General features: G+C 36.1%; 29 protein-coding genes. 19 read left to right on the top strand and 10 right to left on the bottom strand.

Annotated features, from left to right (window positions below):
- Positions 1-233 precede the first annotated feature (233 nt).
- The 5 genes from B8967_RS21040 (at position 234) to B8967_RS21020 (ending at position 5,191) form a co-directional block, all read left to right on the top strand.
- Positions 234-671, top strand: coding sequence for an endonuclease domain-containing protein (locus tag B8967_RS21040; protein ID WP_084087764.1), 438 nt, complete (start codon positions 234-236; stop codon positions 669-671).
- Between the two features lie 345 nt (positions 672-1,016).
- Positions 1,017-3,002 carry a urocanate hydratase gene (locus B8967_RS21035; RefSeq protein ID WP_047486132.1) on the top strand — a complete coding sequence of 662 codons (1,986 nt, stop codon included), beginning with the start codon at positions 1,017-1,019 and terminating at the stop codon, positions 3,000-3,002.
- A 15-nt stretch (positions 3,003-3,017) separates the two neighbouring features.
- Entirely contained in the window at positions 3,018-3,560 is a 543-nt protein-coding gene (locus tag B8967_RS21030) for a Crp/Fnr family transcriptional regulator (RefSeq protein ID WP_047486130.1), read from the top strand.
- Positions 3,561-3,614: 54 nt separating this feature from the next.
- Positions 3,615-4,376: an MBL fold metallo-hydrolase gene (locus B8967_RS21025; RefSeq protein WP_084087752.1), complete on the top strand. Its 762-nt coding sequence runs from the start codon at positions 3,615-3,617 to the stop codon at positions 4,374-4,376.
- 41 nt (positions 4,377-4,417) lie between these two features.
- The gene (locus B8967_RS21020) at positions 4,418-5,191 is read left to right on the top strand and encodes an NAD-binding protein (RefSeq protein WP_084087750.1); all 774 of its coding nucleotides are present in this window, start codon (positions 4,418-4,420) and stop codon (positions 5,189-5,191) included.
- Positions 5,192-5,270: 79 nt separating this feature from the next.
- On the opposite strand, the gene B8967_RS21015 is transcribed toward B8967_RS21020, so the two are convergent.
- Complete coding sequence (locus B8967_RS21015; RefSeq protein WP_084087748.1) at positions 5,271-5,570, bottom strand: hypothetical protein; 300 nt, start codon at positions 5,568-5,570, stop codon at positions 5,271-5,273.
- 286 nt (positions 5,571-5,856) lie between these two features.
- Between B8967_RS21015 and B8967_RS21010 the strand changes: the two genes are divergently transcribed.
- From B8967_RS21010 to B8967_RS20995, 4 genes are all read left to right on the top strand, one after another.
- Positions 5,857-6,453, top strand: a complete 597-nt coding sequence (locus B8967_RS21010; protein WP_047486124.1) for a hypothetical protein — start codon at positions 5,857-5,859, stop codon at positions 6,451-6,453.
- Positions 6,454-6,542: 89 nt separating this feature from the next.
- Complete coding sequence (locus B8967_RS21005) at positions 6,543-7,088, top strand: Crp/Fnr family transcriptional regulator (RefSeq protein ID WP_084087746.1); 546 nt, start codon at positions 6,543-6,545, stop codon at positions 7,086-7,088.
- 43 nt (positions 7,089-7,131) lie between these two features.
- Positions 7,132-7,521, top strand: coding sequence for a tautomerase family protein (locus tag B8967_RS21000; protein WP_084087744.1), 390 nt, complete (start codon positions 7,132-7,134; stop codon positions 7,519-7,521).
- Between the two features lies 1 nt (position 7,522).
- Positions 7,523-7,924, top strand: coding sequence for a cupin domain-containing protein (locus tag B8967_RS20995; RefSeq protein ID WP_179140100.1), 402 nt, complete (start codon positions 7,523-7,525; stop codon positions 7,922-7,924).
- Between the two features lie 113 nt (positions 7,925-8,037).
- Here the strand turns inward: B8967_RS20995 and tpx are convergent, their stop codons facing one another.
- Positions 8,038-8,538 (bottom strand): thiol peroxidase, encoded by a 501-nt coding sequence (gene tpx / locus B8967_RS20990; protein WP_373866358.1) that lies wholly within the window; start codon positions 8,536-8,538, stop codon positions 8,038-8,040.
- A gap of 243 nt (positions 8,539-8,781) precedes the next feature.
- Between tpx and B8967_RS20985 the strand changes: the two genes are divergently transcribed.
- From B8967_RS20985 to B8967_RS20965, 5 genes are all read left to right on the top strand, one after another.
- The gene (locus tag B8967_RS20985) at positions 8,782-10,410 is read left to right on the top strand and encodes an NADP-dependent glyceraldehyde-3-phosphate dehydrogenase (RefSeq protein ID WP_084087738.1); all 1,629 of its coding nucleotides are present in this window, start codon (positions 8,782-8,784) and stop codon (positions 10,408-10,410) included.
- A gap of 158 nt (positions 10,411-10,568) precedes the next feature.
- Positions 10,569-11,078, top strand: coding sequence for an RNA polymerase sigma factor (locus B8967_RS20980; RefSeq protein ID WP_084087737.1), 510 nt, complete (start codon positions 10,569-10,571; stop codon positions 11,076-11,078).
- Positions 11,079-11,089: 11 nt separating this feature from the next.
- A complete protein-coding gene (locus tag B8967_RS20975) occupies positions 11,090-11,908 on the top strand; it encodes a hypothetical protein (RefSeq protein WP_084087735.1) in 819 nt (272 codons plus the stop codon).
- A 286-nt stretch (positions 11,909-12,194) separates the two neighbouring features.
- Positions 12,195-12,689, top strand: coding sequence for an RNA polymerase sigma factor (locus B8967_RS20970; RefSeq protein WP_047486109.1), 495 nt, complete (start codon positions 12,195-12,197; stop codon positions 12,687-12,689).
- Between the two features lie 29 nt (positions 12,690-12,718).
- Entirely contained in the window at positions 12,719-13,309 is a 591-nt protein-coding gene (locus B8967_RS20965) for a hypothetical protein (RefSeq protein WP_047486108.1), read from the top strand.
- A gap of 38 nt (positions 13,310-13,347) precedes the next feature.
- On the opposite strand, the gene B8967_RS20960 is transcribed toward B8967_RS20965, so the two are convergent.
- On the bottom strand, positions 13,348-14,886 hold the full coding sequence (locus B8967_RS20960; protein ID WP_084087733.1) for a S41 family peptidase: 1,539 nt from the start codon (positions 14,884-14,886) through the stop codon (positions 13,348-13,350).
- A gap of 171 nt (positions 14,887-15,057) precedes the next feature.
- Here B8967_RS20960 and B8967_RS20955 point away from each other — a divergent pair, with 171 nt between their 5' ends.
- Positions 15,058-16,155: an MBL fold metallo-hydrolase gene (locus B8967_RS20955; RefSeq protein ID WP_084087731.1), complete on the top strand. Its 1,098-nt coding sequence runs from the start codon at positions 15,058-15,060 to the stop codon at positions 16,153-16,155.
- Here the strand turns inward: B8967_RS20955 and B8967_RS20950 are convergent, their stop codons facing one another.
- Positions 16,156-16,443, bottom strand: a complete 288-nt coding sequence (locus B8967_RS20950; RefSeq protein WP_047486103.1) for a GNAT family N-acetyltransferase — start codon at positions 16,441-16,443, stop codon at positions 16,156-16,158.
- 471 nt (positions 16,444-16,914) lie between these two features.
- On the opposite strand from B8967_RS20950, the gene B8967_RS20940 reads away from it, so the two are divergent.
- The 4 genes from B8967_RS20940 to B8967_RS20925 all read left to right on the top strand — a co-directional run bounded on the left by B8967_RS20940 (position 16,915) and on the right by B8967_RS20925 (position 20,580).
- A complete protein-coding gene (locus B8967_RS20940) occupies positions 16,915-17,379 on the top strand; it encodes a hypothetical protein (RefSeq protein WP_084087762.1) in 465 nt (154 codons plus the stop codon).
- A gap of 118 nt (positions 17,380-17,497) precedes the next feature.
- A complete protein-coding gene (locus tag B8967_RS20935) occupies positions 17,498-18,403 on the top strand; it encodes a helix-turn-helix domain-containing protein (protein WP_047486102.1) in 906 nt (301 codons plus the stop codon).
- An 86-nt stretch (positions 18,404-18,489) separates the two neighbouring features.
- Positions 18,490-19,491, top strand: coding sequence for an aldo/keto reductase (locus B8967_RS20930; protein ID WP_084087729.1), 1,002 nt, complete (start codon positions 18,490-18,492; stop codon positions 19,489-19,491).
- Positions 19,492-19,587: 96 nt separating this feature from the next.
- Positions 19,588-20,580, top strand: coding sequence for an MBL fold metallo-hydrolase (locus tag B8967_RS20925; protein WP_084087727.1), 993 nt, complete (start codon positions 19,588-19,590; stop codon positions 20,578-20,580).
- Between the two features lie 200 nt (positions 20,581-20,780).
- Here the strand turns inward: B8967_RS20925 and B8967_RS20920 are convergent, their stop codons facing one another.
- The 6 genes from B8967_RS20920 to B8967_RS20895 form a co-directional block, all read right to left on the bottom strand.
- Positions 20,781-21,173, bottom strand: a complete 393-nt coding sequence (locus tag B8967_RS20920; protein WP_084087725.1) for a DoxX family protein — start codon at positions 21,171-21,173, stop codon at positions 20,781-20,783.
- Between the two features lie 106 nt (positions 21,174-21,279).
- On the bottom strand, positions 21,280-22,056 hold the full coding sequence (locus tag B8967_RS20915) for a DUF1223 domain-containing protein (protein WP_084087723.1): 777 nt from the start codon (positions 22,054-22,056) through the stop codon (positions 21,280-21,282).
- A 256-nt stretch (positions 22,057-22,312) separates the two neighbouring features.
- A complete protein-coding gene (locus B8967_RS20910; protein WP_084087721.1) occupies positions 22,313-23,074 on the bottom strand; it encodes a LytR/AlgR family response regulator transcription factor in 762 nt (253 codons plus the stop codon).
- On the bottom strand, positions 23,055-24,071 hold the full coding sequence (locus B8967_RS20905) for a sensor histidine kinase (protein ID WP_084087720.1): 1,017 nt from the start codon (positions 24,069-24,071) through the stop codon (positions 23,055-23,057). The genes B8967_RS20910 and B8967_RS20905 overlap by 20 nt, the downstream gene beginning before the upstream one ends.
- 162 nt (positions 24,072-24,233) lie before the next feature.
- Complete coding sequence (locus tag B8967_RS20900) at positions 24,234-24,671, bottom strand: cytochrome P460 family protein (RefSeq protein WP_084087718.1); 438 nt, start codon at positions 24,669-24,671, stop codon at positions 24,234-24,236.
- The gene (locus B8967_RS20895; RefSeq protein ID WP_084087716.1) at positions 24,668-25,648 is read right to left on the bottom strand and encodes a heme-binding domain-containing protein; all 981 of its coding nucleotides are present in this window, start codon (positions 25,646-25,648) and stop codon (positions 24,668-24,670) included. The genes B8967_RS20900 and B8967_RS20895 overlap by 4 nt, the downstream gene beginning before the upstream one ends.
- Between the last annotated feature and the right edge of the window lie 10 nt (positions 25,649-25,658).

Raw genomic sequence — 25,658 nt, 5'->3', positions numbered from 1 at the left:
AACCACCCCGTCTTCCAAAATTCTGTAAATTTTGAAATCCACCCCTCCGGAGGAGGGGAATCTGAGTGTTTATTTCAATATGTGTAGCAGATATAACTTGTTGTCTTAATTCCTGTAAGATTTTTTATTTTTATACTCAATACTTCATTTTCTAAGAAAGAAATTCCCCTCCATTGGAGGGGTGGCTTCGACTGAAAGGAGAAGACGGGGTGGTCAAAAGAAAAAACACAATAATGGAACAAATTTTAACACACATACGGAACATTCCGATTCAGAGGAATTTCGTTGAAAATTTACCCTTTAATCCTCATTTAATAGTCTTACTGAAAGAAAAACGGAAAGCAGGCATTCTTGGAGAAGTACTTTTTTGGAAAAAAGTTCATGCGAGAGTATTTCACAATATTGATTTTGACAGACAAAGAATTATTGGGAACTATATTGTTGATTTCTATGTGAAAGCATTAGGATTGGTCATTGAAATTGACGGTTCAAGTCATGATGAGAAAGAAGTTTATGACGGAATCAGACAGGAATATTTAGAGTCTTTAGGACTGTTGGTTTTTAGGGTAGATGATTTTGATATCAGAAATAACCTTAGTATAGTAATGAGAGAGCTCGAAGAATTTATTATTCTGAATTACGGAATCACCCCGTCTTCCAAAATTCTGTAAATTTTGAAATCCACCCCTCCAGAGGAGGGGAATCTGAGTGTTTATTTCAATATGTGTAGCAGATATAGCTTGTCGTCTTAATTTCAGTAAGATTTTTTATTTTTATACTCAACACTTTGTTTTCTGAGAAAGAAATTCCCCTCCTTTGGAGGGGTGGCTTCGACTGAAAGGAGAAGACGGGGTGGTCAAAAAGCATACAAGAGATAATAGATGTAACAAATCCAGTCTTTCACGCTTTTACTTTACCCCTATTCAGCTTTTCCCCTGTTTTGTTGCAGATATTTTATAATTTGAATATCTTTAAAACTTCAAACATTGTTTAAACATAGAACTTTAAATAGCAATATGACATTTCAAGAACAAATACAACAAGGTATACCTAATCAGCTGCCACAGCCAAAACCATACGAAACAAATATTAACCATGCTCCGAAGCGTAAAGAAATTCTAGGGGAAGAAGAAAAAAAACTAGCATTGAAGAATGCTTTACGTTATTTCGATCCCAAATTTCATGCAGCATTAATTCCTGAATTTAAGCAGGAACTGGAAGACTATGGAAGAATCTATATGTATCGTTTCCGTCCGGATTATGAAATGAAGGCGAGGCCGATTAGTGATTATCCTGGAAAATCTGAGCAGGCAAAAGCAATCATGCTGATGATTCAGAATAACCTGGATTATGCGGTAGCTCAGCATCCACATGAACTGATCACTTATGGTGGAAATGGTGCTGTTTTTTCAAACTGGGCACAATATCTTCTGACCATAAAATATTTGTCTGAAATGACGGATGAGCAGACCTTAGTGATGTATTCAGGACACCCGATGGGATTGTTCCCATCCCATAAAGATGCTCCAAGAGTGGTCGTGACCAACGGAATGATGATTCCGAACTACTCAAAGCCGGATGACTGGGAGAAATTTAATGCACTGGGGGTAACTCAGTACGGCCAGATGACAGCAGGAAGCTATATGTATATTGGTCCACAGGGAATTGTTCATGGGACAACAATTACAGCTTTAAATGCTTTCAGAAAAATAAATAAAGAACCTCAGGGAGGACTTTTTGTAACTTCAGGTTTAGGAGGTATGAGCGGTGCTCAGCCAAAGGCAGGAAATATTGCAGGATGCGTTACCGTATGTGCGGAAGTGAATCCAAAGATTACAAAAATACGCCACGACCAGAAATGGGTGAATGAAATTCATGAAAATCTGGATGAACTGGTACAAAGAGTAAGAGAAGCTCAGCAGAATAAAGAAGCTGTTTCTTTAGCCTATCTTGGAAATATCGTTGATGTCTGGGAAAAATTTGATGAAGCAGATTTAAGAATTGATATCGGTTCAGACCAGACTTCACTTCACAATCCGTGGGCTGGAGGATATTATCCGGTAGGACAAAGTTTTGAGGAATCGAACAGAATGATGGCTGAAGATCCTGAGCTATTCAAAGAGAAAGTACAGGAAACTTTAAAGAGACATGCTGCAGCTATCAATAAACATACAAAGAAAGGTACTTATTTCTTTGATTACGGAAATGCCTTCTTACTGGAAGCTTCCAGGGCAGGAGCAGATGTAATGGCTGAAAATCCAACATTGGGAAGAGAGTTTAAATATCCTAGTTATGTTCAGGATATTATGGGGCCTATGTGTTTTGACTATGGTTTCGGGCCGTTCCGTTGGGTATGTACCAGCGGAAAACCGGAAGATCTGCAGAAAACAGATACTATTGCCTGTACAGTATTGGAAGAAATGATCAAAAACTCTCCTGAAGAAATTCAGCAGCAGATGAAAGATAATATCCAGTGGATCAAGGGAGCTCAGGAAAACAGATTAGTAGTAGGTTCCCAGGCAAGAATCCTGTACGCAGATGCAGAAGGAAGAATGAAAATTGCTGAGGCTTTCAATAAAGCGATTAAAAATGGAGAGATCGGACCGGTAGTATTGGGAAGAGATCATCATGATGTATCAGGAACAGATTCTCCTTACAGAGAAACTTCCAATATTTATGATGGTTCCAGATTTACAGCGGATATGGCGATTCATAATGTTATTGGTGACAGTTTCCGTGGTGCTACCTGGGTTTCTATTCACAATGGAGGTGGTGTAGGCTGGGGAGAAGTGATCAACGGAGGTTTCGGAATGTTGTTGGATGGAAGTGACGATGCAGACAGAAGATTGAAATCTATGCTGTTTTGGGACGTTAACAACGGAATCTCAAGAAGAAGCTGGGCAAGAAATGAAGGCGCTATGTTTGCCATTAAAAGAGCAATGGAAATAGAGCCGAACCTGAAAGTGACGCTTCCTAATCTTGTAGATGAAAACTTATTATAAATAATATACATACCATTGGCAACTATTAATAAAAAACTGTTTTCACACCTTAATGTAGAGGATGATGATCCTGTTTGGGAAAAATTTGCCAGGGTTGAATTTTCAAAAAAAAACAGATTTCCGGACAATAAAGCCTTTCTTGTAGAAGCGGGGCTGGTCCGGAAATTTTATATCAATACAACATCGGATATCGATACTGAAATATCCGCAGAATTCTTTTTTGCTGGTGATATTTTCACTGTGGAAGAAAAAGGATCTGGTGTTGTCTATGAATCTTTAGATAGAGGGCTTGCCTGGGAAATCACTTTGGAAGAGGTGAAAGAAATGTTTGCTGTTAACCCTGAGTGTCGTTTTGTTCAGAATTACTACCTGAGCAGGAAGCTGAATGCAGCCATGAAAAGGGAAATGCTTTTGCTGAAAAATACTCCACAGGATCTCTATGAATACTTATTAAAAAGTAAACCTCATTACATTCAGCATATTCCCCTGAAATATCTGGCGTCTTATATCGGGATTACTCCGATTTCTCTGAGCCGGATCAGGAAGAGAATTAATTAACTTTTGTTTATTGTTTGACCTTCCATAAGTCTTTTCCTTTGTTGAAAAAAGAATATGGAAATACAAAAATTAAACTGGGCAGGAATAAAACTGATATCTGAGGATAAAACAATTTTAATTGATGCAGTGGAAGACTTTTCTTATTACAAACCTGTGTTAGGGGAGGCTGTAGACGAAGTGATCAGGTTTACAGATGAGGTAGAGGCGGATTATATCCTATTTACCCATATGCATCTGGATCATTTTGATAAAAGTGTTGTGAAAAAATGTCTGAAAAAGGAGGGTAAACTGATTGTATATTCAGGGTTGGAGCCTGTTGTCAGAAAGGTGATGGATGATATTGGGATGATCGTTCTGGATCTGAATGAAACCTTCACAGAAAACAATATTACCTTTAAGCCCGTATTTGCAATGGATGGAGTAGGAGAGATCCAGAGCTCATGGATTGTAGAAGATCTGCATACGAAGATTTTTCATGGTGGAGATACGATCTGGCATAATCAGTTCTGGAAATTGGGACAGGAAAATAAGAATATAGACTATGCATTTTTGCCGGCCAATGGGGTTGTGGTGAATTTTGAAATGATAGGATTGGAATACAGCCCGGTACCTGCTTCACTCAATCTGAAAGAAGCTTTTGCCGCGGCACATCTGTTACATGCCAGAAAGCTGGTTCCTATACATTACGGATTATTTGCCCATGAGAAATTTTATATTCCTGAGCTATTTGACCAGGAGGATTTACAAAAAACTTCCAAGGACGTAGGACAGAAATATCTTGTTCTGAAAGATGGAGAGATATTGATGGATTCATAGGCTGTCATTTGTTTTTAACAAACAGACTAATACATTAAAAAATGAAAAAAATAGGAATTATAGGTTGTGGTTGGCTAGGCAGTCATATTGCAGAGAAATTATCCGGGCAATATGAGATTTTTGCAACGACCACCTCAGAGTCTAAAATAGAAGATTTATCTGCTAAAGGATACCATGTGACACAGGTCAGCTTTCCGGACGATGATATATCCGAAACAATGCAGGAATGGGTTATGGCACCACAGCTGGATGCGGTAATCATCACGGTTCCGTTTTCGGGGATAAGGGGTGCTGAAATTCCGTTGCATGAGAGAGCTCAGAATTTACTGGCATTTCTTGGGGACTATAAAGGCCAGGTCTACCTGATGAGCTCTACGGGAGTTTATCCGAATGCTGAAAAAGAATTTACAGAAGAAGACCGTCCAGCAGATGAGGTTCCAAGCGAGAGTATCATAAAAAGCAGATTTCCTGAGGTTAATATTTTGAGACTGGCGGGATTAATGGGAGACCAGAGGCTGCTTAAGAATTATAATATATCCAATCTGGATCTGTTGGTCAACCATATTCATTATGCAGATATTTGTTCAGTGGTTGAAAAAATGCTGAAGAATCAATCCCAATCCAAAGTTTATAATGTAGTGGCGCCTGTGCATCCTAACAAAGAAGAGATTATCAATGCACAGAAAGATCTGCCGTATTCGGGTGACCGTACTACTCAGGGTAGAACAATATCCCCCTCAAAATTAATTTCAGAACTGGATTTTGAATTTCAATATCCGGATCCACGATATTTTCATCTAACGACTGGTTCCTAATGATGATGTTTTAAAAAAACAGAAACCTGCTGTGAGGCAGGTTTTTTTATTCAATTTTCATGTATATGTCACTGTATTTTTAATCCTGATAGTCTATGATTTCATATGCAATTTGTTCTTTCTCCATATAGATTTTCAACGCATCAAGATCTGTCCACACATAAGAAGAACCATACTGGCAAATATAAATGCCATCATTTTCAAGAATAATACTGATATTGGGTAGTTGACCAGTGTTTTCTGCATGTCTGAAATCCCGGAACAGCTGATTGGCATATTCATATTTTTTCTCAAAAAGATCAGAGCTTTCCAACAAATCCTGAATTTCTGCAGTCTGTTTCTCTGTAAGCTTTGTTTTTAATTTATATTCAAATCCCATTTTAATCACTTCTGTATTCGCAATTTACCAATAATAAAAATGAATGTTTAACCTTTTTTGTTGGAAGAACGCATTTGAAGAATAGTAACTTCTTTGATCTTTGTTGGGTTGTTTTACCCCGTCTTCTCCTTTCATTCGAATCTACCTCTCCGGAAGAGGAGAATTTCTTTCTTAGAAAACGAGGTTTGGGGTATAAAAAATGTACTGCATTTGAGCATGAAAGATATAGTTACTATTCTTTTCCAACCTTTTCTATCCTCAGAGCATCTGTATAAGAAAAGATCCTATGAAAATTACCATACCCAAACCATGTCATGAAAACTGGGGAAATATGCCCCCTGAGGAGAAAGGAAGATTTTGTTCCGTTTGTTCTAAAACAGTCAGAGATTTTAGAAGTTCTTCTGATGAAGAAATTATGAATGCTTTTTCCGGTCCTTCCGAAAATATTTGTGGTAATTTTAATGAATCACAGCTTAACAGGGAATTACAATATTCTTTTGTCAATTCACTTTTTGCAAAATTTGCGGTTGGTTTTATTTTGACAACGGGAGGATTTGTTTCTGTCAGTGCACAGCAACATATAAAGAATGATACTGTAGAAATAGCAGAATTAAAAGATGTGGTAATGCCGGAAGTGCGAAAAGACAGTATAGCCCGTGGACGGATGAGACTTGGAGGAGGGAAAGTAATTAATCGGAAAGATATTGAACCGGTATATGTTGTAGACGGGAAAATAATTGATTATAAATCATTTTCATCCCTTGATCAAAACTCAATTAAAGACATGAAAATTGTAAAAGGCGATGAAGCAACTGCTTTATATGGTGAGAAAGCTAAAAATGGAGTAATTGTAATTAGCACTAAAAAGAAAATAAAGAAATAACAGTAAGCTTTGAAATAATATTTAAACTTTTGATTTTACTATGAAACAAATAAATTTTTAAATAAATTGTATCCTAGATTTATAATACTATGCTTTCAGCTGAAACTTTAGAAAAAATAATAAACATTAGCCATACAATTGCTTTAAAACGCAATGATTATTTTGTTAAAGAAAATGAGATTTGTAATTATGTAGGCATTGTGAAAAAGGGTACTCTATATTCTTATTTTGAAGATTCGGAAGCCAATATGCTTGTCAATGAATTATATAATGAGCAATCTATTATAACATCATACAGAAGTTTTTTAACTGGGATTCCATCACCTGCTTTTATAAAAGCCTATTCGGATACAGAGATTTATGTAATTGAAAAAAAAACATACAATGAATTGATACAACATCAGGAATGGAGTTTGATATTTAAAGAAATTGCAGACGAATTATTTATTAATAAATGTTTTAAAGAAACTTCATTAATTAAATTAAAAGCCAGAGAACGTTATTTAGCATTAATACATGAAAGAACTCGTCTGGAACAGTATTTTCCTCAACATCTTATAGCTTCTTATCTTAAAATTCGTCCCGAAACTTTATCGAGAATTAAAAGTCTTGACATACATCAAGATAATAAGTAATTATTCTTTCTGATTTTTGTATTGTAACAAAATAATAAATACAATGCCTTTAGTAAGAATTACTTTATCCGAAAACTATACTGAGGAAGAATGTAACCAAATTTCTCAGGCCATTCATTCAGCATTAATCGAAGATTTTAATATTCCAACTGATGATTATTTTCACATCGTTGAGAGAATGAAGCCTTTTCAGCTGTTTTTTCCAAACCAATATTTGGGAGTGAAACACGACCAGGGAATTCTGTTTCTTCAAATTATTGCAGCTATTGGTAGAAGCAAGGAGCAAAAAGAAAAACTGTATAAAAATATAGTTTTAAAAATTTCGGGATCTACCAAGATAAATCCGCAAAACATAATCATTACTTTGCTGGAAAATTCAAAAGAAAACTGGTCATTCGGCAATGGTGAAATGCAAAACTTTAGTCATATATAAGATGCTGGAGATTGTAAATGCTAAGCAATTGTTGGAAAACAGTCTTGAAGACCAAATGATGAATCAAAAAGTAGTTTTCCTTACAGGTGACGATGATAATTCTTTTTTTATTATAGAATTACATAAAGATCAAACACTACCAGGTCATTATCATAAAGAAAAAATCGAGATATATTATATTCTGGAAGGTGAAGCTGAAATTATAACGGCTCAATTTGAGGATGGGAAAATGATGGATCGATTCGTCCAAAGTGTTAAAAAAGGAGATGCTTTTTCTATAAAACCTTATAAGGTGCATCAAATTACAAACACAGGAACAGAAGTACTTCAGATTTTAGCTATTGCACCCAAAAGTCATAGTGCAGAAGATCGGTACTTCGTCTCCTTACATAATGAAGAATAATGAGAGCCCCAATAATTGTAATAGCTGTTGTTTTATCGTTGTGATAACTGATATAATCAAAATCTCCGGCGATCGAAGATTGCCGGAGATTTTTTAATATTTTAAAGTAAAAATTAATTTTTTACAGCTGCAATAGCTGCTTCATAATTAGGTTCCTGAGAAATATCCGGGACCTGCTCTTCATAAATAATATTTCCTGAAGGATCAATCACTACAACAGCCCTGCTGAGAAGTCCTTTCATAGAAGATTCTATCATTTCTACCCCATAATTCCATCCAAAATCTGAACGGAAATCCGAAAGCATCACCACATTGTTGATCCCTTCAGCTCCGCAGAATCTTTTTTGAGCAAAAGGTAAGTCTTTGGAAATACAAAGAACTACCGTATTGGGAAGATTTCCTGCTTCCTCATTGAAATGATGAACAGATGCTGAGCAAACTCCCGTGTCCACACTTGGAAAAATATTCAGGATCACATACCTCCCTTTATAAGCATCCAAGCTCTGGTCATTCATATTAACATCCGTAAGGGTGAATTTGGGTGCCGGTTTGTGTACATCCGGTAACTTGGAGTAAGTACGAACTGGCGTTCCTTTTAACAAAACAGTATTGATGGCTTTAGATTTTTGAGCAAAACCAATTGCTGAGAAAAAGAACAACGTACTGAAAACTATTTTTGAAAACATTGAAAATTTATTTTTAACAAAAATATTGTTTTTTTCAGTTGGCTGGGTTAATTTTCATTCAAACAGCTTGCAAATAGAACAAATCTATTAAACCATAGATTCTAAAATCGTTTTTTACATCTACCTTTATTCTTCAAAAATTACATTCAAATTATTAAAATTTTAGAAAATATGAACTCGAACAGCACATCGTCATTTCCGGATATTTTTAAAAGTGAAAATGAAATTCCCGAAGAATATAAAGTTCCCGAGATCCATCAGAAGGAATATCTGCTTAATGGAGAACTGGTAGAATGGAAAGGGGAAATGCAGAATATTTATTCGCCGGTTTGTATTCCCACAGAAAACGGATTGGAAAGGAAGCTGCTGGGAAGTATTCCGAATATAGGACCGGCAGAAGCAATGGAAGTTCTTGATGCCTGTGTAAAAGCATATAATAACGGATTAGGAGAGTGGCCTACCATGTCTGTGGAAGGAAGAATAAAATGTATGCAGAAATTCGTATACCTGATGATTCAGCAGCGTGATCTGGTCATTAAATTACTCATGTGGGAGATTGGGAAAACCTTGGCTGATTCTACCAAAGAATTTGACCGTACCGTAGATTATATCAACCAGACGATTGATGCATTAAAAGATCTTGACAGGGAGTCTTCCCGTTTTCAGCAGGCTGAAGGAACGATCGCACAGATCAGAAGAGCACCATTGGGTGTTGTTTTGAGTATGGGGCCGTTCAATTATCCTTTGAATGAGATTTTTACTACACTGATTCCTGCCCTGATCATGGGAAATACAATCTTATTTAAGTTACCGAAACATGGAGTACTGGCTCATTATCCTCTGTTGAATGCATTTAAAGAAGCTTTCCCAAAAGGAACCGTGAACACGCTGTATGGAAAGGGTTCGGAAATCATCACTCCGATTATGGAAAGCGGAAAGGTGAATGTACTGGCTTTCATTGGTTCCAGTAAAGTAGCGAATGGATTGAAGAAATTACATCCGAAAGTTAACCGGTTACGGGCTATTCTAAGCCTGGATGCTAAAAACGCCGCTATTGTTACTAAACATGCTAACCTTGATGTGGCCGTGAGTGAATGTATTCTGGGGGCACTTTCCTTTAACGGACAACGTTGTACTGCATTAAAACTGATATTTGTTCAGAAAGAAATTGCAGCAGAGTTTACGGCCAAGCTAAGTGAGGCTGTTTCTGCTCTAAAGCCGGGACTTCCCTGGGAAAAAGATGTAAAGGTAACTCCACTTCCTGAAGTGAATAAACCTCCTTATTTAAAAGAATGTATTGATGATGCATTGGCAAAAGGAGCATCAGTTTTAAATACACAGGGAGGCTATACCGAAGAATCTTTTGTATTCCCGGCGGTGGTTTATCCTGTGAACAATGAGATGAAACTCTATCATGAAGAACAATTTGGACCTATAATTCCTGTAGTACCGTTTGAAGAGATTGAAGAACCTATAGAATATCAGGTGAATGCTTCTCATGGAATGCAGGTGAGCATTTTCAGTGAAGATCCACAGGAAGTTTCCAGACTGATTGATCCATTTGTGAATCTTGTAAGCCGTGTTAACATCAATTGTCAGGCACAGCGTGGACCCGATGTTTTTCCTTTTACCGGAAGAAAAGACAGTGCCGAAGGTACACTTTCTGTTTTTGATGCCCTTCGTTCATTCTCCATAAGATCCCTGGTAGCAGCAAAACTTACGGAATCCAACAAAGAATTACTCAATACTATTGTTAGAGATCATGATTCTAACTTTTTAAGCACAGATTATATTTTCTAGATGAAATTCTGATCCTGATTTAACATAAAATAAAAATCCTTAATAAACTTCTTTATTTTTTAAGGATTTTTTAACTTAAAGGCTGGAATTTTAGTTTTTGTGTTATATGAAAGTTGCATTTTTGTTGAAATGTTACTTTAAGGATTAGTTTGTAAATCATGTCTTCACTGGAAAAAGAATTTTTAGAGAAAATTGAAAAACATAAAGGTGTTATTTTCAAGATCTCTAAAATGTATATGGATAACTGGGACGACCAGAATGATCTTTATCAGGAGATCATTTACCAGGCGTGGAAATCATATGGAGATTTCCAGAGAAGGAGTGATTTCTCTACATGGCTGTATAGAACTGCGCTTAATACGGCTATTGTATTTCTGAGAAGTGAAAAAAAGCGTAGTTTTATCAGGAACCAAAATGTGGATGGATTAGGGGCTCAGCAGGAGCCTTATAATGATACAGATGACCAGAATATGAAGATGATGTATGAAGCGATTCATCAGCTGAGTCCAATTGATAAAGCTTTGATCTTTTTCTTTTTGGAAGATTTTCCCGGAAAAGAAATAGCCCTTCAATTAGGAATTACTGAAGTGAATGCAAGAGTAAAACTTAAAAGAGCAAAAGCGAAATTAAAAGAGATTATTGGTAAACAGCAATCTGGTTCAAATTAAACCGTAATAACATGGAGCTAGACAATTTTAAAGATCTTTGGAGTAAAGATAACAGGCAGGAACCGCCTGAAATTTCTTTGGAAAAACAGCGTGAGATCCATTCTCCGTTGCAAATGTTGAAAATCAATATGAAAACTGAATTTTGGCTGATGGTTATTACATTGCCCATGCTATTGACCAGTTTTCCTTTTGCTTCTCCTGATTCTAATATTAAAACGATATCCACTTTCGTCACTGTTTTGACGGTTGCTTTTATTGTTTATTTTTACTCCCGTTTTCTTATACTTTACAAATTATTACAAAAAAACAGTATCAATACCAATTATGATCTTTTTAATTTAAAAGCTCAGCTTTTAATATCAAAGGAAATTTATATTTCATACTATATCTCCTATATCCCGCTGGCCTTCCTTTTATCTCTGATTAAAGTTAATTTCCATTTTGATATGGAGTATAACCTGGCTATTTTCGGGATCAGTTTTCTCATTACCCTTTTACTGGTCTTTTTTATTATCAAATACTGGATCTATTATATGTATGGAAGATATATAGAAGATGTTATACAGCTGATCGATGAGCTTAACGGAATAGATAGCGTTCCCATAGCGGTAAAGAAGAAAAAATCGTGGTTTGAACGTTCTCAGAGATTTTTTATGAATAAGTTTGGAATTAAAGGAAACATTCTGAATACAGTAATTTGGTTTGTATCAGTCTATATATTCATTATTTTGTTTTTGACATTTGTTCTTTTTGTCTTTATCATTATAGGTGCAAAACTTGATTTTATTAATGTGAATACCCTGCAAAAAGCTTTAGACCGGCTCAATTAACGTTTTTTCTCTCCGAAATCAATAAATGGTAAGTGTTATAAATCAATGTATTAAGGTTTTTATGGTAGATTTTCAGAAAAAAAATGTAACATTTTCGTTTTTTTTCTACTAACTGTGAAAATTATTATTTCGGACAAGATACTATTGGAACAAATAGCTATTGAGTAAGATTAAAAAACACACACAATGAGGCACCTGACAGAATTTCTGTCAGGTTTTTTTATTTTTTTCTAAATTTCTGTAACATTTTTTTTAAACCGAAACTAACTCTGTAGACTAACAAGCTATGGCCCCACTAGAGCAAGAGTTTTTGAATAAGATAACAAAACATAAAGGAATCATTTTTAAGATTTCTAAGATGTATATGTCTGAAAAAGAAGACCGGGATGATCTTTTTCAGGAAATTACATACCAGCTCTGGAAAGCATATCCCAGCTTTCGCGGGCATAGTGAATTTTCAACCTGGCTCTACAGGATTGCTTTAAACACCGCTATTATTTTCCTTAAATCTGAGAAAAGAAGAAGTTTTATTACTAATAACGACTTTTCTAATTATATCATAGCTCAGGAGGAGTATGACTATCATAAAGAGGAAAGATTAGCTAAAATGTATAAAGCGATTCATCAGCTGAATCCTATTGATAAAGCTTTTATTTTTTATTATCTGGAAGATTTTTCAGGAAAAGAAATCGCTGAACAGATGGGTATTTCTGAAGGAAATGTAAGGGTGAAAATGAACAGGGCAAAAAATAAACTTAAAGATATTTTAGGCTCAAATTAAATTTAAATAATCATTAAATCAACAAACCAATGAATATAGACGAATTGAAAAATACCTGGAATGATGATATTACAGAGGAAACCCCGGAGATAAGCATTGAGCAAAGAAATAAAATTAATCTTCCACTTGAAAAAATGCGTAAAAATATGCGTCAGGAGTTTTGGTGGATAATTGGGATTTTTATTTTTGCCTTTATGGTTTGCTCGGTATGCCGACCTTTTAAGCTTCAGTTGTATATTACCGTATTAATTGCTTCTATGCTTATTGTCACGGTTTTCTTTTTTAGTAAATTTTTTAAACTATACAATGAGATAAGCAATACAGAACTGAAGACCTATGATGCCCTGAAAGATCTGGTTACCCAGTTTAATTTAAATAAACAGTATTACCTTTCTTATTATATCAGTTTTGCTCCTTTTCTGGTGTGCGAAATACTTATCGTCCTGGAGTTTATCCCCTGGCCTAAACCTTTAAGCGAGACAAAAATTGCCGTTATATTGATAGGCTCGGTCATTATAGGGTTATTTGTATTGTTTTTATCTGGAAGACTGTGGTTTCACCGTTATTATGGAAGGCACATCCAACGTATTGAAGGTCTTTTAAATGAATTAAAGAAATAAAATGACTTCGGCGGGCTGAAAGCCCGCCGAAGTCATTTTTACTGGGAAGATTTTTCTTTTTCCAGATTTATTTCATTCTTTATCCAGTCTAGCTGCGGATCTTTTTTATCAATAATATCCTGCATGCTTTCTTTAATGACAATATCGGGGGTTACTCCTTTCTTACTGTCCTGGAAGTCGATATTCGGCTGTACAAGAAGTAATCCTATGGGAAACTTTATTTGGCTATTGGGAAGTTGCTGGTAAGAATAAAATCCTGCCACCGTTCCATCGTTGGCACCTCCTGTTTCTTCCCCAATCAGGGTTGCCCTCTTATCACTTTTAAGTTTTGCTGTAATGATAGAGGAGGCCGAAAAACTTCCTCCGTTGATCAGTACAAAAACTTTTCCGTTGAAAGCTTCTTTATTAGGTTTGGTAGGTTTGTCTACCTTCATTTTATAGAAGGTCTTTCCATCCTTTTTATAAGTACTGAAAGCCTGGGCAAAAAAGTAACTGGGATAGGCGATACTTTTGAAAGCATATTCTAAAGGAGTACTTTTCCTGAAATAATTGGTTCTTAAAGGAGTTGTTTTCGAAGTCACCTGAGACGGCTTTATTAGCGTAAAAGGCTTGTCGGTCAAATAAGAATACAGATTATTGATCTCGTGAAGAGAACCTCCATAGTTGTTGCGGACATCAATGATAAGATAAGGAGACTTGGCATTTTTTATTTTAGCAAAAGTTTCCTTGTAAAATTTATCAGAATAATCCCGGGAAAAACTTTTTACCTGTAAGTAAGCAATACTGCTGTCTTTATCCAGGAATTTAAAACTCCTGTTGTAAGAATTGCTGGCAGCTACATAATCATTGACCTTCTTTTCCTGAGTCCTCTTTTTCATTTCCTTATCCTTATCAAGATCAGTTTCTGATTTGGATTCCCTGGTTAATGTATACGTGTGTTTTTCACCTTTATAAAGTGTTTCGATAGTGGCTGTATTAGAAAGACCGTTTTCTGCGGTATAAAAGTTAAAAAACAGATCCTTTAGAAAATAAGAATGAAAGGTGGTATTGTATCCGTCACTGCTGATCAGACTTCTGTATTTTTTGATATAGTCTGAAACTGCAATATTGTCAATCTTTACAATTTCCGTTCCCGGTTTGATATCTTCGATAGCATCTCTATTTTGAACGATATACATATGATCATCATGTATATAATATTCAAAACGGCTGAACAACCCTTTTGTATGTTCTAGCTTTTTGATTTCCTGCTTTGTAAATTTCTTTCTGGGAATTCTTAAAGAAAGATGCCCTTCACGTATACTTGCAATGACAGGTTGGAATTTAAAATAAAACTGAAGGGGAGTAAGAGGTTCGGTAATAGTTTGCTTAAGGCTGTCAAATTTATAGTCCAGTTCCTGTTTAGGGATATACCAGTATAACTGAGGGTGCATCTGCTGAAGCTTTGAATAAGCATAGTCTACATCTTCTTTAAGCTGTTCCGGAGGAATGCATGAAGCTCTTTGTTCGTTATGTTTTCTGATAGAAGAGCATGACGATAATAGAACTAAAAGCAATATTGCCGAATAATTTTTCAATGTCTTTGAGTTTTTTAAGCTGCTAAAATAGAAAGATTTAAATTAATCATCACTTAAATGAATGATAAATTTTTGTATTGACTTTATAAATTTAGTTAAAAAAATAGAGCTTTATTACTTATATTTTTATTTAAAATGAAAAGTCAATACATTTGATCTTTATTTTAACAGATGATGTATTGGATTATTATAGCGATAGCTGTATTGCTTGCTGTTTTTTATGTAGTGATCAATGGGAAAGCCTTTGGTGCTGTACCCAAAGGAAAACGGCTGGAGCGTATCAAAAAATCAAAACTTTACAGAGAAAAACAATTTCAGAATATCAGCCATACCCCATCAATTGCTGAGGGCTACAAAATGTCAAAAGTTACTTATGACTTTTTTCTGGGTAAGAAAGATCCTTTACTAAAGCCTCTGAAAGATATTCCTTCCATTCATACAGATTTAAAAAGCATTGATAAAAATCAGGATGTAATGGTCTGGCTGGGACATTCTTCCTATTATCTGCAGGTTGATGGAATTTCTTTTTTAATTGATCCGGTGCTCAGCTTGTATGGATCTCCCTTTAAATACTTCAATAAAGCCTTTAAAGGAGCCGATGTTTTTAAGCCGGAAGATATTCCCGAGCTGGATTATCTGATTATTACCCATGATCATTTTGATCACCTGGATTATCCTACTGTTAAATCTATTAAAGACAGAACAGGTATGGCTATTGTACCACTTGGCGTAGGAGCACATTTGGAAAGATGGGGGTATCCGGAAAATAAACTTATTGAAGAAGAATGGGGGACTGAGATTAAACTAAAAAATAATGCTAGAATCATCTTCACTCCGGCAAGACACTTTTCCGGGAGAAGAATAAAACAGAATGATACACTCTGGGCATCTTATGTGCTGATAACCCCAACGAAAAAGATATTCTTAGGAGGTGACAGTGGGTATGACTCTCACTTTAAAATGATAGGAGAGAAATATGGACCTTTCGACTACGCCATTCTTGAAAATGGACAATATGGTGAAGCATGGAGATATATTCACACTTTACCTGAAGACGTAATTCAGGCAAGTATTGATGTGAAAGCAAAACATATTATTCCGGTACATGCTGCTAAATTTGCACTGGCTCTTCATCCCTGGAACGAACCCTTACAGAAAATAACAAGTCTTGGAAAAGAAAAAAACTTATCTATCCTTACTCCAAGAATTGGAGAGGTCGTTGATCTGAATCAATCAGATCACCAGTTTAGCGTGTGGTGGGAAGACTGATTATGCATGCCAGATATCTTTATACCTTGCAGGATGATTCTCAAATTGCTGACGTACAAAATCACATTCCGGGTCTACCAGTAAATCTTTTTCTTCCGCATACCGTACCAATTCATCCAATAACAGCTTGGCATATCCTTGGCCTTCGCGTGCTTCATCAAGCTTGGTATAATATACGATCAGTAACCTTCCGTCGATCTCTATGGACATATAACCCACTTTTTCTTCATCAATGAGGAGCTGCAATTCATCCTGATAAGGAGATACTTCAAATTTTATATTTTCCATAATTACTGAGATTTAGTTGATAATGGCTTTAAGAGGACGATAAAAAACATTCTCTCTTAAAATTACAAATTTAAATGATATGAAATAACATATTTTGGGAATCTTAACGAATTTTATAAGTAAGTATAAAGTATAAAGTATAAAGTATAAAGTATAAAGTATAAAGTATAAAGTATAAAGTATAAAGTATAAAGTATAAAGTTTTTTTGCTAAACTCTAAACTCTAAACTCTAAACTCTAAACTCTAAACTCCAATCTGCAGCCTCCGGTATTTACCCATAATCTCTGTTTAAGAAAAATAAACCAAAGAAAATTACATTTTTTTTGATGATCGAATTATAATGATAGGTAAAATATGTAAAAGATAATCAGTGATTTATGATTTTTATTAACAAACATTAGGAATTAGAGTTAATAATTGGCACTTTAATTGACTTTGTCATTATGTTTAATTTAAAAGGGGATAATAAAATGAAAAAATTTTTGTTAACAGCATTTTTAATCGGGACCTTCAGCATGAGTTATGCTCAGTCCGATTATTATAATGATTATAGAAGAAGTATTAGTGATATTAATTGGCAGACTGTCGTGGCAGATCTGTTACTTTCCACCACACAAGCCAATCAGGTTTATGCTTTAAATGACCGATATCGTGATTATAATTCATGGAATAAAGTATATGTAGTAGAGCCCGGAAGATGGCGAGGGGAAAGATACTCGGAACTGGAGAGAATACTCGGAAGAGAAAAGTATATTGTGTTTAAAAAGAAATATTATAGAGGACAAAATCCTGTGATGGTATATGGACGTAAAAATGATGTGAAAAAATACCGTAAACAACAGGAGAAGTATTATAAAAATCAGGAGAAATATTACAAAAAACAAAATAAACATGGTCATGGAAACGGGCACGGACATGATGATGACTGGGATTAGACCATTATCAATTATATATATTCACTTTAAATGGCTGGCAGCAATGCCAGCCATTTTTATTTTATGAATATAGATTGTTTTTGTAGATATATTGGTTTGAATTTTATAATTTTGATATATGGAATCCAAAGAATCATTAGAGGGGTTTTATGAAAGAAACTCTTCCAATCTGGGGCCGCAGCAGGTGGGGCCTCGTGGTATGGGACATTTCAATGTAGCCTCACGGGAATATTGTGCGGTATTGACTCCCTACAGCAGAAGAGATTATTATAAAATCTCATTGATTATAGGAAAAGGAAGACTTCACTACGCAGATAAATGGATTGAGATAGACCGCCCGGCATTATTATTTTCGAATCCTATTGTTCCCTATTCCTGGGAATCACAGGATGAGAATCAGAAAGGATGGTTCTGCCTCTTTACAGAAGAATTTTTGCAAAATGGTAACCGTCTGGGAAATCTTCAGGATTCTCCTCTTTTCAAAATTGGAGGAACTCCGGTTTTCTTTGTGGAAGAAGAGCATCAAAAGATACTCTCTGATCTGTATAGAAAAATGATGGTAGAGATTCAGTCGGATTATGTTCATAAATACGATATGCTTAGAGCTTATCTTTATCTGATGATCCATGAAACAATGAAAATGAATCCTGCAGAAAGTTTTGAACCTTATCAGAATGCTTCACAAAGAGTAGCCTCCTTATTTATGGAGCTTCTGGAAAGACAGTTTCCAATTGACAGTCCTGGGGCATATCTGAAATTGAAAACCCCCAATGATTATGCCCGGAGTCTTTCCATTCATGTGAATTCACTGAACCGTTCTGTAAAAGAGATTACCGGAAAAACAACCAGCCAGCAGATTACAGCAAGAGTTGTGCAGGAAGCCCATGCTTTATTGAAGCATACAGACTGGAATATTGCAGAAATCGCTTATGGACTGGGCTTTGAAGAACCAGCCTATTTTACCAATTATTTTAAAAAACAAACCGGACTTACTCCGAATACCTTAAGAATGAATCCTGTTTGAATTTTATAATTCTTAGTTTGAATTATATATCACAGATGCTGTTTCTATGTTCTAATTTTGTCTTATAAAATTTAAATCATACCATCATGAAATTTAGAAAATTAGGAAATACAGGAGAGCAGTTATCTGCTATTGGTTTGGGTTGTATGGGGATGAGCTTTGCTTATGGCCCTACAGATGAGCAGGAGAGTATCAATACTTTGCACAGAGCATTAGACTTGGGAGTTAATTTTTGGGATACAGCAGACATGTATGCTAATGGAGAAAACGAAAAACTGATCTCTAAAGTTTTGGTTCCCAACAGAGATAAAATTTTTATTGCCACAAAATTCGGATTCAGATTCAAAGGGGATAAAGCCAGCCATAGTGGGGCTCCGGGTACCTATTTTGATGGTTCACCGGAATGGATCAGACAGGCCGTAGATTTAAGCCTTCAAAGGTTAAAGATAGATACCATTGATCTTTATTATGCTCATAGAGTGGACCCCAATATCCCCGTAGAGGAAACAGTAGGAGCCATGGCAGAACTGGTAAAAGCAGGAAAGGTGAAGTATATCGGACTTTCTGAAGCTTCAGCAGAATCTATCAGAAAAGCGAATAAAATTCACCCGATAGCTGCTTTGCAGTCAGAATATTCTATCCTTACAAAAGATGTTGAAAAAGAAATTCTGCCAACGATCAGAGAGCTTGGAATTAGTTTGGTTCCTTATTCTCCATTAGCAAGAGGACTTTTTGCCAATATCAGTGAAGTACAGAACTTTGGAGAGGATGACTTTAGAAAGACTTTACCGCGTTACCAGCAGGAAAACATAGAAAACAATACCAAACTGGCAAAAGAAATCAATGATTTTGCAGCTTCTAAAGGAGTGAAGGGAACCCAGCTGGCATTAGCCTGGGTACTCAGTCAGGGTGAAGATATTATCCCAATCCCGGGGACTAAACGAATCAAATACCTGGAAGAAAATATCGCTGCCATAAACATAGATCTTTCACAATCGGATTTGGATACCATTGATGCGATCCTGAAGAAATATCCCAATGTGGGCGAAAGATATACTGAAGGTTCTATGAAATTAGTAAACAACTAAAGACTATACTGTAAACTGGGTTCCTGGATACTACCGGGAGCTCAGTTTTTTCAAATATAATAAATTCACACCACCACAATATCACATATTTAGATTATGAATAGAAGAGAACTGTTAAAGAATGGTTTACTGGCAGGAACACTGAGTTTGGTTCCTTTTTCCAGTATATTGGCAGAAACGAAAATAACTTCCGATAAAATAGAAGAAGATCTTTCAGGGTTTAAAAAAATGAAACTGGGAGAATTAGAGCTTTTTGTTCTCACGGATGGATACATCCATGAGACAGATGTGAATTCATTTGCCCCACGAGGGAATGTTTCAGAAGTGAAAGCCATTCTTAAAGATAATTTCAGATCAGAAGATTATATTGATATGGCGATGAATACGCTGCTTGTAAAAACAAAGAATAGACTCATTCTTTTCGATTCCGGAATGGGAATTTTTGCTGATGAAAGAACGGGATTTCTACTGAAAAGTCTTCAAAAAGCAGGCTTCTCTGCGAAAGATATTACGGATGTTTTTATTTCTCATGCACACCCTGATCATATTGGAGGAGTTATAGATAAACAGAACAACTTTGTTTATCCTAATGCAAATATCTTTATTTCAAAAATTGAATATGATTTCTGGATGCAGGCTTCCCTCAAAGATTTTAATAACAGTGCCCTGAAAGCTAAACCTGAATTGCTCAATCAGATTGTCCCGGCGCTCCAGAATATTTTGAAAACAATTAAAGCCAAACTGAAGTTTTATGATTTGAACAATACGCTGTATGATTATTTCAGTTTTCAGTTAGCTCCGGGGCATACACCAGGCTTAACGGTTACCACAGTATCATCAGGCAATGAAAAATTATTATACATCGCAGATCTTATTCATTCCGATGTCATTCTTTTCCCTCATCCTGAATGGGGTTTTTCCGGAGATACAGACCTGGATATAGCTGCCGCTTCAAGAAAAAAGCTTCTTCTGCAGTTGGCAGATACCAAAACCAGAGCTTTTGCCTGCCACTTGCCATGGCCAGGCCTTGGATTCACAAAGAAAAAAGCTGGTGCTTTTGAGTGGTTCCCGGAAAGTTTTATGAATTAAGAGATGTTGAAGAGTAAACAATAATAAAGCGGGCTTTAGTCCGCTTTATTATTGTCAATGTATCATTTAGCCCAAACTAAACATCAGCTGATCCCTAACATAAAACGAATCCTCTTAGTAGGTTGAGGATTCGTTTGCAGAAAAGAAAATCGTGGCTTTTCAAAAAATGAACATACGCTTTTCTATGATATTTCTGATTATCAGGCTTCTTCAAAGATCAGTTCGGAAGAGTATAGCTTTCTGAACATGAGATACGTTACTGAAAGTACTGAGAAAGCGATCATAGCATCTACTGCAGCGGGAAAACCAAGAACCACAATCTTTGAAAAAAAAGCAAAGATGATATCGAAAAACATTCCGGCAAATACCCATTCTTTTAATCTCAACAGTCTGTTAGGAAGAAGAAGAACGAGAACACCTGAGATTTTAAAGACCCCTAATATATAAATGAAATGAGAAGGATAGCCAAGCTGTTGGGTAATATCCCAGACAACAGGATTTTTTGTGAGTTCAAAGAAACCGCTTGCTCCGAACCATAGAGACATAAAGATTGCACCGGACCAATAGATGATTTTTGTTGTTTTTGTTTTCATTGTGATCGTTTTTTTAATTGTTATTGAATTTTAATGAATTGCTAAGAAGCGAAAAAGTTTGTGGGAATGTTAGTTGTAAGAATTGAGATGGATGCTGTTGAAAAACTTATTTTAAATCCGTTTTTGCAGATCCCAGGATTTCTCCGGTTTTTGTATTTTGAATAAAGGCAATGATTTCCCAATTATCAGGAGAAAAATGCTCTGGAAGCAGAAAAGTTGAGGCTCCGTCTTGTATTGTATTTCCCTGAATCTTATTCTGTTTATGAACAATTTGCCAGTGTTGCAGATGCCGTCCTTCGTTTTCTCCTTGAGCAACCTGAGTGGAAGATTGTTTTTCAACAAGATTTATTACCAGTGTATGTTTAGGATCTGTTGAATTGGTCTTGTACTGTACGTTAATTTCGTTTTGAGAGGCCCTGGCTGAGAGTTCTACTTTTGTATTTTTAGAAATAAACAGTGCTTTTTGGATGGCGCTTTCCACAGCATTATGGTCGGAACCTACAAACTCAGTTTTTCCGTTGACGATTAACTGTGGTGTGTATACCTGAGAACCTAATATACGGCTGTATTGCTGTTGTCTTTGTGAGTTTTCAGGAGTACTGAATCTGTCTTTCCAACCCAGGCGATTCCAATAGTCAACATGGTAAGAAAGGATATAAACAGGCTCATTTTTATATTTCTTTTCGATCTGTCCCATCAGATCATCAGCGGGAGGGCAGCTGGAACAGCCTTCTGATGTGAATAGCTCCAATACGGCAAAACCATGATCTTCGGAAGCTGAATGTAGCTCGTTTTCTGATGTCTGATCTACCTGAACAAAGGCAAAAGCAGCAAACAGTAATGAGGTGAAAACCCCTGTTGTGATTAAATTTTTTAGTATCATATCTTTTAATTTGATTCAAAAGTAGACCGTCTTAGAACCTAAAAGAATGAGAAAATAAGTTAACCGGACAAATGAAGGGTTGAAACCGGAAAAAGAAGTTGTAGAAATTTTAAAAGGAAACTAAAAGAATGAAGAGGAACCTTTTCTAAACATGAAAGATTATAAAAAAGGCAATTAACCGGATAGTAATCAGTTAATTGCCTTTCTTTTATGACATGCCTTTAGGTCGTAATAGATTCATATGTACAGTCCGGTATTACCGATCTTCCATCCAGGTAAAAAAGCTGTGCGTTTTTTCTTTATTGATAAGGAGTTTTTCAGGAGTATCGACAACGAGGGTAACAAGGATTTTCCGTTGGAAATAATGCTCCATTTCTTTGATAGCCTTAAAATTAACCAGATATTGCCTGTTGACTCTGAAAAACTGTTTACCGGAAACCTGTTCGGCAACCTGCCCAAGAGGTTGGGTGAGCTGAAACTGTTCCCTGGAAAAGGTGACCAGATGGGTAATTTCGTTGTGGATATAAAAATAAGCTATATTCTCAGTGAGAACACTAGTGTACTTTTGGTTTTTGAAAACAAGAAAACTGCTTTTGCCTTCAGGCTGACTGATTTTTTGTAAAAGAGACTCCAGATCGGGTAATTCATTCTTTTGAAAGAATTTTTTTAATTCCTCTACTTTTTTGAGAGCTTCCGAGATATCTTCCCGGGAAAAAGGCTTGAGTACATAATCCACTCCTTTACTTTTAAAAGCATCCAGCATATACTGATCAAAAGCAGTACAGAAAACCACTGGACACGTGATTTCTACAGCTTTGAAAATTTCAAATGAAAGTCCGTCAGAAAGTTGGATATCCATAAAGATAAGATCAGGCTTTATATCCATTGATAAAGCTTCAATGCTTGCTTCAATACTGTCATAAACTCCCAGGATACGGGAATCGGGCTGTAAATCTAAAATTAAGCTCTGAAGGGCCTTTGCTGCCCTAAATTCGTCTTCAATGATGATGATATTCATGGATCAGTGGTAGTTTTATCTGAAAAGTTTTTTCGTCTGAATAAATAATGATGTCCTTTTCTAAAAGATGCTTATAACGCATTTTAATATTGTCCAGTCCAACGCCCAAAGAATCTTCTACTGCCATTTTACGCTGAATGGGGTTTTCAATAATCATCAGATCTTTGGTGTTATAGATCTTAATATGTAAAGGTTTGCTTTGGGAAACGATATTATGCTTAATACAGTTTTCTACCAAAAGCTGAAGCGTAAAGGGGGGAATAAGTGTTTGCCCGGTTTCTTTTTCAAGCAGATTAGTAAATGTAATGCCGTCACCAAAACGTGCTTTTTGAAGGAAAAGATAGGCATCTACTATTTTCATTTCTTCCTGAACACTGATGAGGTCTAATTTTCTGCTTTCAAGAGTGAAACGGTAAAAGTCTGAGAGCTTTACAATAAAATCTACAGTCTCCACATCATGAGTTTCTGCCATTAATTTTAAAGTATTCAGGCTGTTGAAAAGAAAATGAGGATTGATCTGTTGTTTTAAAAGTTCATATTGGGCTCCAAGATGATCACTTTTCACTTTTTCAAGCTCCAGCTGTATCTGCTGACCGGTATAATTGTTCTGAAGTAAGGTCAGAAACATATAGCAGACCAAATTGATTAAAATACCTCTTACCTCCACCATCAGCATAACCGGTCCAAAATTGATATGAGATAAGATCAACTGCTGAATCCATGCCAGCACAAACATAATCACCATTCCAAAAGCTAATATGACAAGCAGCCTTGGGTAGGAAATATGCTGTCTGCGCTTTCCTGCTGACCGGTTCAGCATATAAATATTGATATACCACATGGTAATGGAGAATGCAGCGGTTATCGCCGAATTGACAATGGCTTCCTTCCAGTTAAATTCATGAGAGGCAAGCTGGGGAACCGAAGATAAAATTCCAAGAAAAATAGAACTTACCCAGATGACCGCCTGCGAAATTTTTATTTTTTGCTGTTGCATGAACCGCGAATTTGAAAAGGTTAAATTAATGTTTTTTATTGGTAAAACAGTGAATAATAAAGAACGAATAGTGAATTTGCTCAGCCTGTTAATTATTCATTCATCATTGATTGGGCTAAGCCAATTCGCTATTCACAGGAAATAAACCAAAATCCAGTTTAATCAGGGTCTGCTTACCGGATTATAGCTCATCAGATATTGTATTCTCTCTTCTTTATTGACTGAGAGATGGTTAGACTCTGCGTTTTTCATTTCATAAGAAACGCTTCCTTTTTCATCAGATTGGAGAGTCTCAATACTTACCAGCTCCCCGGTGATTGTTCCTCCCGTGTATTGAGGATTTTCATGATAACGCCACGTTACCAATTTTATAACAGTACCTGGTTCCGGTTGGCTATTTTCTTTTGATAATGATTCTAAAGCTTTTGGGTTTCCATATAAAGCGGACATGGTTTCTTTTTTTGGATTCAAAGAAGTTGAGATGAATTTCAGGTGACCCGGATCAAAAACTACTCTTACAAGTCCGTTATCCTTGTTTTCTTTGTTGCAGGAGATAAGTAAAATAAAACCTGTCAGGAGAATTGCGAGTGTATTTTTCATTTTTTCTGTAAATTTTGAATTAATCTTTGGGTGTTGATTTTCATAGGAACATCAAATAGGTATCCTGTTTTTTCTGCAAGTTGTCTGTGGCAGGCAATACATGATTCTTTAGCAAATGATGCTGATTTTCCGGTAGGATGAAGGTCAGCTCCTGAAAACTTTGCAAAGCCCCAACCTTCAGTGTCTTTGTATTTCTTAGCATCTTTTACCATAAACTGAGCATTGATAAACTTTCCGGCTCTGATTTCTCCGTCCGGAAGTTCCTGCTGTTTCCATACCGATTTTACTACGATGCTTCCGTCCGGCCAGGGATGAAAATTTTCGGTCTCAATGGCTTTGACAGCAGTAGGATTGCCATAGATAACGCGGATAGAATGGTCGAAGAGTGTACTCATGCTGATCACCTTCCAGTTTTTAAAATCATCATTATACTGAATGCCATTGGGGGAAACAGGATTTTTTGATGGAATAGGTTGGCGAGCTTCTTTGATTTCCTGACCTGTATTTTTATCCTTGGTTAGAGTACCGGTACCAGATAATGAGAGTGTATATTTTTTGATTGTTTCAATATCTTTTTGAGAAATTTTAGAAGAGGGATGTAAGAGGGTATATTCATGAAGTGGCATTTTCCCACTTTGCATCATGTTCAGAATAGCATACATTTTCCCCTGATGCTCCGCAGGAGACAGCTTTTCCCATTCCGAAAAATTAAGAACCTCTCGGGCTCTTTTTATATCTTTATTGACAGCCCAGGAAACCGGGGCAAGCTTATCATACCAGCTTAAGTTCTGCTGGTTGGAGTGGCAGTTAAAACATGAGTTTTCAAGGATAGCAATGACCTCACGGGGGGCTTCAATTTTCCCGGTGACAGGTTTTCCTTCCAGAGGTTGGCTCAATAGCTGAAGCCCTCCGAAGATTCCCAGTATAGCCAAAAAGATGATAGCAATGGGATTTCTTTTTTTCTTTTCAGTATTCATAACGAGTATT

It is taken from the genome of Chryseobacterium sp. YR221, assembly GCF_900176315.1.
Classification (GTDB): Bacteria; Bacteroidota; Bacteroidia; order Flavobacteriales; family Weeksellaceae; genus Chryseobacterium; species Chryseobacterium rhizosphaerae.
Note: the sequence above shows the minus strand (reverse complement) of the source record. Positions and strands in the feature narration are given on the sequence as shown.